A 15356-nucleotide genomic window follows, 5' to 3' on the forward strand; every position below is an offset into this window, starting at 1 on the left:
CCCCATGATCACGCCCACTCCCACGAGTCACCGGAAGGGACGGCCGCGTTCGCGGACCTGTCCGTGCCGGAGCGCGAACTGTCCCCCAGCGACGTGAGCCGACGCCGCTTTCTGTTGAACAGCGGCCTGCTCGGCGCCGCCGCCGTCGGCGCGACCGCACTGGGCGGGCTGGCCGCCGCCGCGTCCGCCGCCACCCGCGGCTCTCGCAACTACGCGTGGCTCGCCGGTGATCACCACGTCCACACGCAGTACAGCAATGACGGCATGTACACCATCGAGCAGCAGGCAGCCGGAGCGATCAAGCACGGCCGTGTGGACTGGCTCGTCATCACCGACCACGGGCACGCCGCGCACGAGAAGTTCGCGGTCGAGTCCACCTACGCCGACATCGTCACGTCCCGCGCCAGGCATCCGAAACTGCTGCTGTGGCAGGGCCTGGAGTGGAACGTCCCCGGCGGTGAGCACGCCACGGTGTTCTTCGACGGCGCTCGCGACGAGGTCCAGCTGTTGCGCTCGTTCGAGCGGCTCTTCGACTCGAGGATCAACGGCACCGGCGCGGGCACCCCGGAGAACGAGGCGAAGGCTCTGGAGGCGCTCGGCTGGCTCGAAACCGCCCTGCGCACGGGTTCGGCGAACTCCGCGCTGTTCCTGATCAACCACGTGATGCGGCGCGGCCGGTACTCCCCGCGCGAAATCCGGGCCTACCGCGACGCGGCCCCGCACATCGCGGTGGGCATGGAGGGCGCGCCCGGCGCCCAGAACGAGCCCCGGGCCCGCGGTGACTTCAACAACACCCCGGACCCGGCCTCCTGGCCCGGCTGGCGGCCGGAGCACTACCCGACCTACGGCGGCTTCGATTCGATGACCGGAATCCTGGGCGGCATGTGGGACTCGATGCTCGCCGAGGGCAAGGGCTGGTGGATCACCACCAACTCCGACGGCCACTTCTACAACAACGACACGATCATCGAGCCCGAGCGGCCCGGCGACTGGTACGACCTGCACGGCAAGTACCCGGACCCGATCGACGGCGGCGTCCCGCTGCGGCACGCCGACTTCTGGCCGGGCCAGTTCAGCCGGACCGTCGTCGGAGCGACCTCACGCAGCTACGGCGCGGTCATGGAGGCCATCAAGTCCGGCCGTGTCTGGGTGTCGATGGGCGGCCTCATCAACGACCTGTACGTCGACGCGCACGCGCCCGGGAACGCCCCGGCCACCCTGGGCGGCCGGTTGTCGGTGCGACGCGGCGACGACGTCACCGTCACCATCTCCATCCGCCTTGCCGGGCGCCCCAACGCCAACGACGACGTGCCCAAGCTGGCCCGCCTGGACCTGATCCGAGGCGCGATCACAGGTCCTGCCGCCGACCCCGACACCTTCACCGCCCCGGACGTGAGCATCGTCGAGTCGTTCACGCCGAAGGGCGGCAGCCGGGTCGCCCATTTCCATTACAAGTTCCGTGACGTCCGCGAACCGTTCTACTTCCGGCTGCGCGGCACCGACGGCAAGCGCAGCGCAGCCGGCGGCCTCGAACCGGCCGCTGACACGGGCCGCAACGAGAACCCCTGGAACGACCTCTGGTTCTATGCCAACCCGATCTTCGTGAAGGTGTCGTAACCGGTCCGCGGTCCCTGGGAGGTTCCAGCACCCGTCTCGCGTATCGGGAGCCGGATGGCGGGTGCTGGGCCCCGCTCGCGCCCGCACCGCGCCATTCGAACGGAGCATGCAAGCGGCACTTGGCCTGTTAGCTCTGCGTCTCCGGGACGCAGAGGTTGCGGAGTTCGCCGATGCCTTCGATGGTCGTCACCAGAGTCTGGCCCGGCTTGAGGTAGACCTTCGGGTCTCGGCCGTCACCGACTCCGCCGGGCGTGCCAGTGGCGATCAGGTCGCCTGGCTTGAGCGTGATGATTTCACTGACGTAGGACAGGATGTCGGCGATCCCGAACAGCAGGTCCGAGGTGCGGGAGCGCTGCATCACCTCGCCGTCGACCTCACAGCGGATCTCCAGGTCCGGCTCGCCGCCGCCGAGTTCGTCAGGAGTCACCAGGACGGGGCCCACAGGTGTGGTGGCCTCGAAGGTCTTGCCGGACAGGAACTCTCGGGTGCGTCGCTGGTAGTCGCGAACGGTCACGTCGTTGATGACGGTGTAGCCGGCGACATAGTCCAGCGCCTTGTCTTTGGGTACGTGCCGCGCCGGACGGCCCACCACGAAGCCGAGTTCGGCCTCCCAGTCGACACGGTCACTGACCATGGGCAGCATGATCGGGTCGCGTGCGCCGATCAGGGCGGCGTCGTATTTGGCGAAGAGAGTGGGATAGGCGGGCACGTTGCGCCCCATCTCGATGATGTGCGACTGGTAGTTCAGCCCCAAGCAGATGATCTTGTTGGGGTGGGGGACCAGCGGTGCCGTCGACGCCCCGGCGGCCGGGACGCGGACGCTTCCGCCCTGACCGTCGTCGCCCGAGGCCAGCAGGGCGCCCACGTCGGAGTGGTCGAGAAGGACGTAGTCATCTCCCTCCAGCCGTGCGGCGCGGGTGCAGTCCTGATGGCGAATGGTGGCGAGTCTCACGAGATGCACTCCCTTGTCTGCAATGAGAACCCCATCGTATCCTTGTATCGAAATATAGGATATACATCCTGTAAAACAAGACTCATGGAGAAGAGATGGCGATCGCCGAGCTCGGCCACACGGGCCTGTGGGTGTGGGACCTGCCGCTCATGCGTGACTTCTACGAGCGCATGCTCGGTCTGACGGTCACCGATGAGGACGACGACCTGGGGATCGTCTTCTTCAGCTCCCGGCCGGATGAGGAACATCACGAGTTCGTGCTGCAGACGGGCCGGACGGCGGAGGCCGGCGCCAAGCAGCAGCACCAGATCTCCTGGCGGGTGGAGAGCTTGGACGACATCATCGCCTTCCACCACCGGTTCCGTGGGGAGGGAGTGGAGGTTCAGCAGGAGGTCACTCACGGCAACGCCTTCGGCATCTACTTCTTCGATCCGGAAGGCAACCGCAACGAGGTCTACCTGCGTATCGACCGGGACGTCCGCCAGCCGTTCCGCAAGACGCTCAACCTCGACCAGTCCCCGGAGGAGATCTACGCCGAGGCGGAGCGGCTACTCGCCGAGGGCGGCCCCGCCTATCGGCCTGTCCAGTAGCATTTTTCGCATGTCAGGAATCGACTCTCAGGCATCGGGATACCGCAGCCGGAACTCCACTGCTGATCGGGCGTTGGACATCTTGTTGTTGTTCGACGATGACGCTCCCGTCCTGTCGGCGAGCCGCGTGGCCGAGCACCTGAACGTGGCACGTTCCACCGCCTACCGCTACCTGCAGAGCCTGACCTCAACGGGATTCCTGGAAGAGAACGACGGCGGGTCGGGCTTCCGGCTCGGCCCCCGCGTCCTCGACCTGGCCCGCCTGGCCCGCAAAGGCATCGGCCTGTCGGATCTCGCCCGGCCGATCATGCGGGAGCTGGTTCAGGAGACCGGCTTCCCGGTCCTGCTCACCCGCCGCACCGGCTCCTCGGTGGTCTGCCTGGAACGCGAGGAGGGCGGTCAGGCTCTGCGACTGTCGTACGAGCGCGGCCAGGTCCTTCCGATCAACGCCGGCGCGGCTGCGCTCTCCCTGCTCGCCTGGGCCCCCGGCGAGGTGGTCGAGGAGGTCCTGCGCCAGCCGCTCGCCCGGTTCACCGACGCGACGGTGATCGACCCCGAGCGGCTGCGTGAGCGGCTGTCGCAGATCCGGGAGCAGGGATATGCCATCTCGCGGGGCGAACTGGACCCCGACGTGCTCGGCGTCGCCGCACCCGTGTTCGGTGAGGACGACACGCTGGTCGCCGCCGTGAGCATCGCCGCGTTGTCGCACCGTGTCAGCGACGCTCAGGCGGCCGACGTCGCGCGGTCCGTGATCCGGGCGGCACGCGAACTCACCACTCAGGTCACCAGGCTCGAGGTCGCCACGGCCTGATCACGCCCAGGGATCCAAGACCATGCGGCCCACGATGTCTCCCCTCTCCAACGCGGCGTGGGCTTGAGCGATCTCGGAAAGCGGCATCGTCGCGTGTATCACGGGTTTGATCAGCCCTTTGGCCAGGAGTTCCACGACGATGCGCTGATCGTCCAGCCGGGAGCCGCGCACGCCTTTGACCGCGATCTCCAGCCGGATCAGGTCCAGCGCGGAGACCGGCAGCGGATCCTGCGACCAGTCCGAGGTTCCCGGCACGAAGGTTCCGCCCAGCCGGAGGGAGTCGATGCACAGGCGTTGCAGGATCGGGTTGCCGGTGAAGTCGACCGCCGCGTCCACCCCGGAATCGCCGGTGAACTCACGGACCTGCTTGGCGGCCTGCGCCGCATCCGGCGGCAGGACGACGACATGGTCGGCCCCCATCCTGGTGAGCGCCTCCCGCTTGGTGTGTGACCGGGTGACCCCGACGACCTGGGCGCCCATGTCCTTGGCCAGTGCCATGGTCGCCGATCCCATACCGCCCGACGTGCCAGTGATGAGCACGACGTCGTTCAGCGCGACCCGGAGGCGGTCCTTCACGATGCGGTGGCTGGTGGCGTACGACCACAACGCCGCGGCGGCCGCGGCGAAGTCGACGGCGTCCGGGAGTTTTATCCAATGATGGTCCGGCCGGGACACGTACTGGGCATGACCGCCGAACATGGTGTGTCCGGGCAAGTCGACACCGGTGGACAGGTTGCCCAGCCCGCGAATGGCGTAGGGGCAGTGCGGATTCTCCGGGTGCGGCAGGCCGGCCACTCTGTCACCCACGGCCAGGCTCATGACCTCCTCGCCCACGGCTTCGACGACGCCTGCGGCGTCCCTGCCCAGTTGCATGGGGAGCGGGAACATCTTCCTGCCCAGCATGGGTGGCAGCGGATTCTTGCCGTTCAGCCAGCCGCCCTTGCGATAGTGGATGTCCCAGAAGGACAGCGACGTGGCGACGACCCGCACCAGGACGTCGCGGGGTCCCACCTCGGGCGGAGCGTAGTCGTCGTACTTCAGCACGTCCACGTCTCCGTGCTCGAAGATGCGTACGGCTTTCATCGTGTGTTCTCCATATACTGCCGTCCGTATTCCTGACGTTGCACGCTGGACTCCTCACATGTAGTCGCTCAGCATCGCGGCCACCTGGGTGGCCTGATCAGGGGTGAAGACCGCGGCGATGTAGCGGTCGGGTTTGACCAGGACGAAGTGGCCGCGCATGTCTCCCACGGCCGATTCGAGGGCGCCGTCACAGTCGGCGATCGCGAGCCGTCCCGCGCTCGGACGGGGGAGACGGTCTCCCAGCACGACCTCGATCGGGCGGGCCCGCCATGACAGCGTGCTGTCCCAGGACGGGACGTCCACGCCCAGCAACGCCATGCCCGGGCCGAGCACGTCGTCGAGCAGGCATGGGCGCAGGCTGGGCGGGACGAGCACGCGTGGCTGGGGCAGCAACGTGCCGGTCCGCGGATGCCCGGTGGCGGCCACGACACCGGCGGTGTGGGCGGCCTGGGGGCGGAAGCGCATCTGCGACAGGTACCGTCGTCCGCTGCCTGTCCGCAGCATCACGCGGACCGCGAGATCTCTGAGGAACGCGCGGGCCGTGCTGGTGGTCATGACGATGTCGCCGAGCCGCTCGGAGAAGCGCACCATCGCCGTGGCGTGGGGTCTGCGTTCGGCCTCGTAGGTGTCCAGCAGTTGCTCGCCGGCCCGGCCGTGCCAGACCTCGGCCAGCTTCCACGCCACGTTGGCGGCGTCGCGCACGCCCGAGTTGAGGCCCTGGCCGGCGAAGGGCGGCATCATGTGTGCCGCGTCTCCGAGCAGCAGGCACCTGCCCTCGCGCCAGCGGTCGGCGATCACGGCGTTGAAGGTGTAGGTGACGGCCCGCTCCACCTGCTGAGGTGCTATGTCGCGGTAGGGGGCCAGCAGCCGCTGGATGGTGGCGAAGTCGGGGGTTTCGCCGCGCGAGCCCTCCCCGGGCCGCAACTGGAACTCGTACCGGCAGCGGCCGTCCCGGCCCGGCACGATCACGGTGGGCCGGCGGGGATCGCCGTGGTGCATGCCGTACCGCTCGTCGTGGGCGTCGCCGATCGTGTCCGTGACCAGCCACACGTCGTTGTGGCTGGTGCCGGTCATGCCGATGCCGTTCAGCTCGCGCACCGCGCTGCGCCCGCCGTCGCAACCGAGCACCCAGCTCACCGCCACCTCGCCGGAGTGCAACTGGGCGATCACCCCGTCGGGCTGCTCGTGCAGCCCGACGAGTTCGGTCGCGAAGCGCACCTCCACCCCGGGCCGGTCCTTCAGCGCCTGCAGCAGGACCCGTTCGAGCTCCGGCTGGGCGAACTGGTTCTTGAAGGAGAATCCCAGCCGGTACGGAGCCGGGCCGCGCGCGTGGAACAACGCGCGTCCGCGCCGGTCGTAGAATCGGGTGCCGGTGCCGGGCACCACGACGTCCAGCACGTCGTCCTCGATGCCGGCGCTCTGATAGGTGCGCAGGGACTCGTCATCCAGACTGATCGCCTTGGCCTCGTCGCTGGTGGTGGCGTTGCGCTCGACGAGCAGGACGGGCACGTCGCGGACGGCGAGCAGGTTGGCGACGGTCAGCCCCACCGGACCTCCGCCGACCACGAGGATCGGATCTGTCACGGGTTGACCACGCTCATCCAGATGGGTTTGCTGCGGTCCCGCATGACCGTGAGCGCCTCGCCGAGGTCGGCGAGCGGAAAGCGGTGGGTGATGAGCTCGTCGGCCGTCAGCGTGCCGGCGTCGAGCAGGTCGAGGACCTGGAGGGCGTCGGTGCGGGTGCAGGAGCGGGTGCCGATGATCCGCCAGCAGTTGGCCATGATCACCCCGATGGGGATGGGCGGCGGAACGTAGTTGCCGCCCATGTGCACGAGCGTGCCGCCGGTGGCCAGGGCCGCGGTCGCCTGCCAGATTCCAGGCCCCGTCGGCAGGTAGTCGACGACGGCGTCCACCCCAGAGGGCGCGAGCAGCCGCAATCTCGCGGTCAGGTCGCCGCCTTCCTCGATGGCGACCGTCTCCGTGGGGATCGCGGACAGGCGGCGCACGGCCTCCAGCCGCTCGGCGGACCGGCCGACCAGGATGAGTCTCGACGCGCCGAACAGGTGGGCGAGCTTGATCGTGGCGGTGCCCATCGTGCCGGTGGCCGCAGTGATGACGATGGTCCCGCCGAAGAGGGGACCTGCGGTCTTGAGCGCCCGGACCGCGTTGGCCAGGTCGTGCACCTTGGCCCCGACGTCGAAGCTGACATGGTCCGGAATCCGGTCGACCAGCCAGTACGGCACGCGAACGTACTCGGCCAGACCACCGTCGTGGTAGCGCTCGTAGAGCGGCATCGGCCCGGTGCCGAAGCCGGCGTGACCGATCATCGCCTGCTGCGCGCACATCTGCTCCCGGTCGGTGCGACAGTAGACGCACGACCGGCAGGTCAGGTTGGGATGGACCCGCACGCGTTCGCCTTCGGCCAGTCCTGGCACGTCCGCCCCGACGGCGGCGATCGTACCGGCGGCCTCGTGGCCGAGCGTGGTGGGCAGGTGCTTGAAGGCGCCGTGGGCCAGCAGCGTGATCATGCCGGGTGCCAGCCCGGCCGAGGCGACCTTGATCAGCACGTCGTGCGGACCCGGCTGCGGTATCTCGATCTTTTCCAGCGTCACGGTCAGGGAGTCAGGGTTGGCCCGGGCCGCCAGCATCGTCGTCATGGGTTCCTGCCTTTCTCAGCGCCGGGCCGTCTTGGTAGCCGGCGCAACCTGGGGCACCGGACGTCCGGATAGGAGCGTCAGGTGGGTGCTCTGCTCCTCGCAGACGCTGGTGAAAGCGCAGCCGAGCGGAACACGGACGAAGTCGCCGGGTTCCAGGTCGAGCGTGCCGCGCTGGGAGATGAGCGTCCGCCGCCCGCTGATCTGGTACTGGATCTCGTCGGCCGAGCGGTGCCGGTGGAAGGCCGAGCCGTCGCTCGGGGCCAGGCGGGTGCTGCCGATCCACACGTGTGCCGAGCGGTAGAGCCAGGTGGTGCCGGGATCCGGGGCGCGCAGGACCTGGATGGCTTCCTCGCCCGTGCGGTCGAGCAGCAGCTGCTCGTCGGTCTGGAAGGCGGACACGTCGTGCTCCGGCCCGCCCAGGCACTCGGTGACCAGTTCGGTCACCGTCCGCGGTTCCCATCCGGGAAAGGGAGGAAAGACCGGCTCCGAGCGTTTGACCGCCCACGCGGTCTCCTCGGTGACCGGAGCAGGAACGTAGAACAGGACGTGGCTTTCCTTCCGCCCGTAGTTGTCGTGCGCCACTCCCACCGGAATACGCGAGAAGTCGCCGGGTCGCTGCTCGACCGATCCGAGCTCGGTCATCAGCGTCCGCTCGCCCGCGATCTGGTAGGAGATCTCGTCGACGTCACAGTTGCGGTGGTAGAAGGGCTGGCGGAAGTCCATCTTCTGCCACTCCACCCGCAGGAAGTCGCTCTCGTACACTCCGCGCGGGGGCGCGAATCCTTCGTGGACGTACTCCTGGGGGAAGTGCACAGCCTCCAGCGGGGCCAGGTCCTGCCACAACTTCACGGGCCCGGCCGGGGGATCGGACAGCAGCAGATCCCTGCGCCGGGCAACGGTCCGGACCTCAGGGGTGTACGGCAGGCCGTCGATGACCTCGTTGACGATCATGCCGGGATCTCCTTGTCGAGGAAGGCGAACGTGCGCTCCCAGGCCACCAGCGCGGGCTGTTCCCGGTACATCTGCGGCCGGGCATCGCAGGCGAAGGCATGGCCGGCTTCGGGATAGACGTACTGGGCGAACTCGACACCGGCGGTCTTCAAGGCGGCCTGGATGGCCTCGACCTGCTCGGCTGGGATCGTCGGATCCTCCGCGCCCACGTGCAGCAGCAGCGGCGCCGTGATCGATCCGGCGCGGTCGAGCACGGCATGCGGTCCCGCCGCGATGCCGGGCCCGTAGAAGACGACGGCCGCGCCCAGGCCGGGGGCGGCGGTGGCGGCGGTGAAGGCGGCCCGTCCGCCGAAGCAGAATCCGACGATCGCCGTACGGGCGCCCGCGACCTCGAGGTGGTCGAGGACGGCGCGCACATCGGTGATGATCTGCTCCGCTCCGATGGCGCCGATCAGCGGCATGGCCTCGGCGTGCTGGTCGTAGCGCAGTTCGCGCACGCCGTTGCGGTGGAACAGGTCGGGGGCCAGCGCGAGGAACCCGTGCTCGGCGAAGCGGCGGGCGACGTCCTGGATGTGGTCGTTCACGCCGAACGCCTCCTGAAGGACGATGACCGCGCGATCGGATGCGGTCTGGGGACGCGCGACATAGACCCGCATCGGGCCGTCGGAGGTCTCCAGAGTGAGCCATTCAGTCACGATGAAGCATTCCCTAATCTTGAATAAAAGGACTGTAGTCCTGTATAGCGATACGTGAAAGGTAGTCTGCGCCGGCTCTCAGCTGGCTCTCAGGCCAGCATTGCTGCCGCTTGGCGAGGGCCTCGTCCGTGTCGGAGTACACCGCGATCGGGCCGGCGGACATGGCCATCAGCTGGGTGCGGCAGGCCCTGTCCAGGAGCACGGCGTGCATCACCGCCTCCTGAACGCTTCGCCCCGCGGCCACCAGGCCGTGCTTGGGCATCAACGCGGCGGGGGCCGTGCCCAGCACGCCGGCGAGCGCGCCCCCCAGCGACGGGTCCGACACCAAAGCGCCCGTGAGCCGGAAGCGGGGCACGTCATCGCCGCCGAACAGCGCGCCCTCGTGGGAGATCGGCAGCAGGGGCACATCCAGAGCCGCGAAGGCCACCGCCGCCTGGGCGTGGGTGTGGACCACGCACTGGACATCCGGGCGAGCCCGCATGATCTCCAGATGGATGTGGCACTCCTTGTGCGGGCTTCCCTCGCCGTCGAGCACGTCAGCGTCGAAGGAGACGAGCTGGACGCGATCGTCGCGCACTTCCTCCAGCCCCCAGCCGGGCGCCTTGATCCAGATGCCTCGCCCCTCCGGGTCGCGCACGCTGGCGTGGCCCCAGACCAGATCACCCTGCCCGGCCGCGGCGAGGGCGTGGCTGGCCTGGATGACGAGGGACTTCACAGCGACTCGTAGTAGCGGGCCGCTCCCGGGTGGAGCGGGATGGGCGTGCGTCCCATGGCGTGCGGGTCGAGCGGGTAGGTGACCGGACTGCGTTCGGACGGGATGTGCGCGTACTGCTGTTCCAGCAGATGCCGGGTCTCTCCCAGGATCCAGGCAAGTGCATGGGCGACGTCCTCGGCGAGGTCGGCGCGGGCCAGGACGAGGAAGTCGCTGAAGTCGAGGGTGTGCAACTCCGGCGCGCCGGGGAAGTAGCCGGCCGGCACGACGGCGTCCGGCCACCCGAGATCGCGCTCAAGCCCGGCGAGCACGTCCCGCTCGATGGGCAGGAAATGCATGTCGCGACCGAACTCCTGCCAATGCGGGAGCATGATCGCCTCGTGGATGACCGCGTCCGCCCGCCCGGCCAGCACATGATCGAAGGACTCGAACGGCCGCTCGTCCTCCAGGAAGTGGCCGCCCCAGCCCGCGATGTCGACCCCGGAACGGCCGAGCACCTCGTGCGCGGCCAGGCCCACGTGGTTGACGCCGTCATTCAGCGACGTGGCCACGCGCAGCGCGGGCTTGGCCTGGCGCAACTCCTCGAACGAGGTGACCCCCACAGACCTGCGAACTGCCACGACGAGCCGATCCCGCTGCGGGATGACCGCTATCGCCCGCAGGTCAGGAAAAGCCAGTCCGCGGTACGGTCCGCGGCCGTCGAGTGCCGCTGTCACGAAGGCGGCCGGCGTCGCCAGCGCGAGATCGACCCGCCCCTCACCCACCGCCCGCACGTTGTCGGTGAACCCCCGCCCGTTCCAGATCGCAACCCTGGTTCCCGAGGCACTCCTGTCGGTGAGTTCCTGGGAGATCCAACCGCAGACCCGGTGGAGGTTCTGCATGCCCCAGTCGCCCTGCAGATGCAGCGTCAGGGAGCGATCGATGCGGGGCTCTTGCCTCATGAGGCCTCCAGATGAGACTGTCCTGATAACGGGGACGTGTCTCGCACATTACAGGACACCTCTCTGACAAGTGAAGGGCGACAGCCCTCGCCTCCGAAAACTCTCTACCCCGTTCAACTCTTTTGCTGGAGCGTTCCCATGGTCTGCTTGGCGCTCGTGCCCCCTCCACGGCTCAGCCACCCGCGTGGCGGGCTAGGCGGTGATGTTGTGTGCGTGAACAAGCCGCATCGCCTCATCGCGGTCGCGCCGTTCCAGCGCGTCGATGAGGTCGGCGTGCAGCGCGTGCCGCTGCTTGATGTACTCCGCCAGAGGCTGCTCGCCGCTGGGCAGCACGGACAGCGTGTGCGATTCGATCAACTCGAGCAGGCTGATGTAGAGGGAGCGCAGCAGTTGGTTGGGGCTGATCCCGGCGATCGCGGCGTGCAGCTCCCAGTTCGCGTGCACGAACGCCACCGCATCGCCGCCCGCGGCGGCTTCGGCCATCACGCCGAGCCGTTCGCGCAGGCGGGCGATGTCGGCGGGAGAGGCGTGCCACAGGGCGTCCTCGATCAGCAGCGGGTCGAGCGCGTCGCGTATGCGGACGGCGTCGGCGACGTCGGTCTGCTGCGCGTCCAGGGCCAGGACCGAGTTGCCCAAACGGACCATGGGCGACTGCTCGGCGGCGAACAGCCCTCCGCCCGGCCCCGGCCGCACCGTCACCAGCCCGCGGGCCTGGAGTATCCGCAGCGTCTCGTTGAAGGTGCCCACCGACACGCCGCACCGGACGCGCAGCTCTTCTCTGGTGCCGAGCCGCGCTCCCGGCTTGCTCGCCGCGACCAGCGTGGCGATGCTTTCGGCGGCCTGCTGGGCTCTGCGCAGCGCGGGCTTGTCCCAGTCCCCGCGCCGCAGCGCCGGATCGTCCCTGACCACGAGATCTCCTCTCAATTCTGCATGAACAATACCGTCTACGCCCCTTGACGGCCCATAGACGCTGGTGCAATATGCACATAATCATCATGAACTATTGGAGCGGATATGGTGACTGACCAGGAATTCCGCGACCTGATGGCAGGGGTTTGCGCCCCGGTGACGATCGTGACGGTCGCCACCCAGGACGAGACGCCGCACGGGACCACCGTGAGCGCGTTCGCCTCGTTGTCGCTCCGGCCGCCGATGGTGACGGTCGCCCTCGATCGCTCCTCCACGGTGCTCGGCCTGATCCTGGCTGCCGGGCGCTTCGGAGTGAACGTGCTCGGCCGAGCCCAGGATGAGCTGGCCCTGGCTTTCGCCCGGCGCGGCGCTGACCGGTTCGCGGGCGTGCCGTGGCACGTCGACCACGGTCTGCCGTGCCTGGAGGAGGCGCCGAGCTGGTTGGTGTGTCGGCTCGCGCAGACCGTCGAGGGCGGCGACCACCTGCTGCTGCTCGGCATGGTCACCCACGCTCGCACGGTCACCGCCGCGCCGCTGGTCTACGGCCATCGCACGTTCGGAACCCATTCCAGCTTCGCCCGCCGCCCCCGGCGGGCCATCACCGATCACGTGGACGCTTTGAGGAGATGACGATGACGACCACTGACGACCTGGTGGCGCGCGCCGAAGCGCTGCTGCCGCTGCTGCGCGAGCAGGCGGCCAAGACCGAGGAGGACCGGCGGGTCCCCGACGAGGTGATCGACGCGCTTACCGCGGCCGGCCTGTTCCAGGTCTCGGTGCCCAAGCGGTACGGCGGACTCGGCACCGACATGCGCACCATGCTGGAGGTCTCGGCGAAGCTGGCCGAGGGCGACGGATCCACCGCGTGGGTCGTCACGCTGATCAACGTCTGCAACTGGCTGACCTCGCTCTTTCCCGCCCAGGCCCAGCAGGAGGTCTTCGCCGACCCCGCGGTCAAGGTGTCCGGCGTCCTCAACCCCTCCTCCAGCGCCCGCAAGGTCGAGGGCGGCTGGCAGGTGTCGGGCCGCTGGTACTACAACTCGGGCTCCTGGCACGCCACCTGGGCCGTGCTCGGCGTTCCGCTCACCGACGACAGCGGCGAGGTGATCGACCAGGCGCTGGCCCTCATCCCCAAGGAAGATCTCGAGATCGAGGACGTGTGGTTCGTCGCGGGCATGCGCGGCACCGGCAGCAACTGCCTGGTCGCGGAGAACGTCTTCGTGCCCGAGCATCGGGTGCTGTCGGTTCCGTCGGCCATCGAAGGCGGCTACGGCACTGAGCACACCGACGAGGTGCTCTGCCGGGCGGCGTTCGTGCCGGTGCTGGCGCTCGTGCTGGCGGCGCCGCAGATCGGGCTAGGCAGGGCCGCGCTGCGCTACGTCACCGAACGCGCCGACCGCAAGCCCATCTCCTACACCTTCTTCGAGACCCAGGCCGAATCGACCGCCTTCCAGCTGCAGGTCGCCGAGGCGGCCAACCGCATCGACACCGCCTACCTGCACGCGGTGCGCGCCGCAACCGACATCGACTCCTTCGCCGAGCGCGACGAATATCCGCCGCCCCTGCTCAGGGCGCGCGTGCGCGCCGATACCGGCGTCGCCGTGCAGAACGTGCTCGCCGCCATCCAGATCCTGCTCGACGCGCACGGCGCGGGAAGCTTCGCCGAGGTCAACCCGCTGCAGCGGATCTGGCGCGACGCCAACGTGGCCGGCCGGCACGCCGTCGCCGTCCCCCAGATCGGCTTCGAGGTGTACGGCAAGGCACTGCTCGGCGTCGAGGAGCAGATCACCCCGCTCATCTAGGAGACTTCGTGAGAATCGCCAACCTGTCCGGTCGGCTCGTCCTGATCCATCACCGCAAAGCCATCGACGTCGCCGATGCCAGCGCAGGGCTGTTCGCGCCAGACCCGCAGGCCGTCTACGACCGCTGGCAGGAGTTCACCGCCTGGGCGTCCTCGGTCGAGCTGCCCGACGGCGCCGCCTTCGACGAACGAGACCTCGGCGCACCCGTCCCCGCGCCGCGCCAGGTGTTCGCCATCGGGCTCAACTACCGCGAGCACGCCGCGGAATCCGGCTTCGCCGTCCCCGACACGCTGCCGCCGGTCTTCACCAAGTTCGGCACCGCCATCACCGGACCTGTCGCCGAGGTGGCCCTGCCGCCCGGCGGGCACACCGACTGGGAAGTGGAACTGGTCGCCGTCATCGGCAAGCGCGCCCACCACGCGGAACCGTCCTGGGAGCACGTGGCCGGACTCACCGCGGGACAGGACCTGTCCGAGCGCATCACCCAGCTGGCCGGACCCGCACCGCAGTTCGGCCTGGGCAAATCCTTTCCCGGGTTCGCGCCTATGGGGCCGTGGCTGGTCTCGCCCGACGAGTTCGCCAACCCGGACGACCTCGAGCTCGGTTGCTCCATCAACGGTGAGGAGATGCAGAAAGGCCGGACCCGGGACCTGATCTTCTCCATACCCGCCTTGATCGCCAAGCTGTCGAGGGTCCTGCCGCTGCTGCCCGGCGACGTCATCTTCACCGGCACGCCGGCCGGGGTCGGCATCGGCCGAGACCCGCAGCGCTGGCTCGCGCCCGGCGACGAGCTCGTCTCCTACGTGGAGGGCATCGGCGAGCTCCGCCAGACCTTCGTCGAAGGAGCCAACTGATGTCCCTGCATCGCCTCAGCTCGATCACCATGGGCGTCCCCAACACCGCCGAGACCAGCGCCTACTACGTCGACTTCGGCCTGAAGCCCGAACACGACGGCTGGTTCTCCACGCGGGACGGCGGTCGGCAGCTGCACATCGTCCACGCGCCTACCCGCCGCCTGGTCGAGATCGTCGTCGGCGTCGACCACCCAGACGACCTGGCCGCCGCCGCCTCCCGCCTGAAGGTGCCTGTCGACAGCGACACCCTCACCGCCCACGAGCCGGTCACCGGAATGCGCGCCGTACTCCGGGTCGAACCGCGGATCGAACAGAAGGCGGTGCCGGCCACCCCGTACAACGGGCCCGGCCGCTACGAGAGAACCGGCACGCGCGCGCCCGGCGTCCTGCGCGAAGGACCGGTCCGGCCCCGCAAACTCGGCCACGCCGTGCTCGCCACCACCGACCTGGCCGTGACCAGCGCCTTCTTCATGGACGGACTCGGCTTCAAGGCCAGCGACTTCATCAAGGACGCCGGGGCGTTCCTGCGCTGCTCGACCGACCACCACAACATCCTGGTGCTGCGGGCCCCGGTCACCTTCCTGCACCACACCTCATGGCAGGTCGACGACGTCGACGAGATCGGCCGGGGCGCCGTCGCCTTGCTGGAGGACCACCCCGAGCGGCACGTCTGGGGCCTGGGCCGGCACCACGCCGGATCCAACTTCTTCTGGTACCTCAAAGACCCCGCGGGCAACTTCAGCGAGGACTACTCCGACATGGACTGCGTCATCGATGACCAG

Annotated in this window: 16 protein-coding genes; 7 read left to right on the forward strand and 9 right to left on the reverse strand. The window is 68.9% G+C overall.

What is annotated here, in order from left to right; all coding sequences use genetic code 11:
• Positions 1–1617: PHP domain-containing protein (locus DAT37_RS03990; protein ID WP_232839508.1), on the forward strand; the 1617-nt coding region annotated here is incomplete at its 5' end.
• Between the two features lie 127 nt (positions 1618–1744).
• On the opposite strand, the gene DAT37_RS03995 is transcribed toward DAT37_RS03990, so the two are convergent.
• The gene (locus tag DAT37_RS03995; protein WP_109523330.1) at positions 1745–2569 is read right to left on the reverse strand and encodes a fumarylacetoacetate hydrolase family protein; all 825 of its coding nucleotides are present in this window, start codon (positions 2567–2569) and stop codon (positions 1745–1747) included.
• A gap of 95 nt (positions 2570–2664) precedes the next feature.
• Between DAT37_RS03995 and DAT37_RS04000 the strand changes: the two genes are divergently transcribed.
• Together DAT37_RS04000 and DAT37_RS04005 are read left to right on the forward strand one after the other, a co-directional pair.
• Complete coding sequence (locus tag DAT37_RS04000; RefSeq protein WP_109523317.1) at positions 2665–3159, forward strand: VOC family protein; 495 nt, start codon at positions 2665–2667, stop codon at positions 3157–3159.
• 10 nt (positions 3160–3169) lie between these two features.
• Positions 3170–3970 (forward strand): IclR family transcriptional regulator, encoded by an 801-nt coding sequence (locus DAT37_RS04005; RefSeq protein ID WP_109523318.1) that lies wholly within the window; start codon positions 3170–3172, stop codon positions 3968–3970.
• Here the strand turns inward: DAT37_RS04005 and DAT37_RS04010 are convergent, their stop codons facing one another.
• From DAT37_RS04010 to DAT37_RS04045, 8 genes are all read right to left on the reverse strand, one after another.
• The gene (locus DAT37_RS04010) at positions 3971–5053 is read right to left on the reverse strand and encodes a quinone oxidoreductase family protein (RefSeq protein ID WP_109523319.1); all 1083 of its coding nucleotides are present in this window, start codon (positions 5051–5053) and stop codon (positions 3971–3973) included. It abuts the gene before it with no gap.
• A 54-nt stretch (positions 5054–5107) separates the two neighbouring features.
• A complete protein-coding gene (locus DAT37_RS04015; protein ID WP_198654084.1) occupies positions 5108–6637 on the reverse strand; it encodes a bifunctional 3-(3-hydroxy-phenyl)propionate/3-hydroxycinnamic acid hydroxylase in 1530 nt (509 codons plus the stop codon).
• Positions 6634–7710, reverse strand: coding sequence for a zinc-dependent alcohol dehydrogenase (locus tag DAT37_RS04020; RefSeq protein ID WP_109523320.1), 1077 nt, complete (start codon positions 7708–7710; stop codon positions 6634–6636). Before DAT37_RS04020 ends, DAT37_RS04015 begins: the two co-directional genes overlap by 4 nt.
• A 15-nt stretch (positions 7711–7725) precedes the next feature.
• Positions 7726–8661, reverse strand: coding sequence for a hypothetical protein (locus tag DAT37_RS04025; protein ID WP_109523321.1), 936 nt, complete (start codon positions 8659–8661; stop codon positions 7726–7728).
• Positions 8658–9356, reverse strand: a complete 699-nt coding sequence (locus tag DAT37_RS04030) for a dienelactone hydrolase family protein (RefSeq protein WP_198654085.1) — start codon at positions 9354–9356, stop codon at positions 8658–8660. The genes DAT37_RS04025 and DAT37_RS04030 overlap by 4 nt, the downstream gene beginning before the upstream one ends.
• A gap of 13 nt (positions 9357–9369) precedes the next feature.
• The gene (locus DAT37_RS04035; RefSeq protein ID WP_109523322.1) at positions 9370–10071 is read right to left on the reverse strand and encodes a class II aldolase/adducin family protein; all 702 of its coding nucleotides are present in this window, start codon (positions 10069–10071) and stop codon (positions 9370–9372) included.
• The gene (locus DAT37_RS04040; RefSeq protein WP_109523323.1) at positions 10068–11009 is read right to left on the reverse strand and encodes a TAXI family TRAP transporter solute-binding subunit; all 942 of its coding nucleotides are present in this window, start codon (positions 11007–11009) and stop codon (positions 10068–10070) included. Before DAT37_RS04040 ends, DAT37_RS04035 begins: the two co-directional genes overlap by 4 nt.
• A gap of 192 nt (positions 11010–11201) precedes the next feature.
• A complete protein-coding gene (locus DAT37_RS04045; protein WP_109523324.1) occupies positions 11202–11918 on the reverse strand; it encodes a FadR/GntR family transcriptional regulator in 717 nt (238 codons plus the stop codon).
• A 105-nt stretch (positions 11919–12023) separates the two neighbouring features.
• Here DAT37_RS04045 and DAT37_RS04050 point away from each other — a divergent pair, with 105 nt between their 5' ends.
• From DAT37_RS04050 to DAT37_RS04065, 4 genes are all read left to right on the forward strand, one after another.
• A complete protein-coding gene (locus DAT37_RS04050) occupies positions 12024–12548 on the forward strand; it encodes a flavin reductase family protein (protein WP_109523325.1) in 525 nt (174 codons plus the stop codon).
• A gap of 2 nt (positions 12549–12550) precedes the next feature.
• Complete coding sequence (locus tag DAT37_RS04055; RefSeq protein ID WP_198654086.1) at positions 12551–13720, forward strand: acyl-CoA dehydrogenase family protein; 1170 nt, start codon at positions 12551–12553, stop codon at positions 13718–13720.
• Positions 13721–13728: 8 nt separating this feature from the next.
• Positions 13729–14574 carry a fumarylacetoacetate hydrolase family protein gene (locus DAT37_RS04060; protein ID WP_109523327.1) on the forward strand — a complete coding sequence of 282 codons (846 nt, stop codon included), beginning with the start codon at positions 13729–13731 and terminating at the stop codon, positions 14572–14574.
• A partial coding sequence (locus DAT37_RS04065; protein WP_109523328.1) for a VOC family protein occupies positions 14574–15356 on the forward strand: 783 nt, incomplete at its 3' end. The genes DAT37_RS04060 and DAT37_RS04065, both read left to right, overlap by 1 nt.

Source organism: Nocardia aurea (assembly GCF_003123685.1).
Classification (GTDB): domain Bacteria; phylum Actinomycetota; class Actinomycetes; order Mycobacteriales; family Mycobacteriaceae; genus Nocardia; species Nocardia aurea.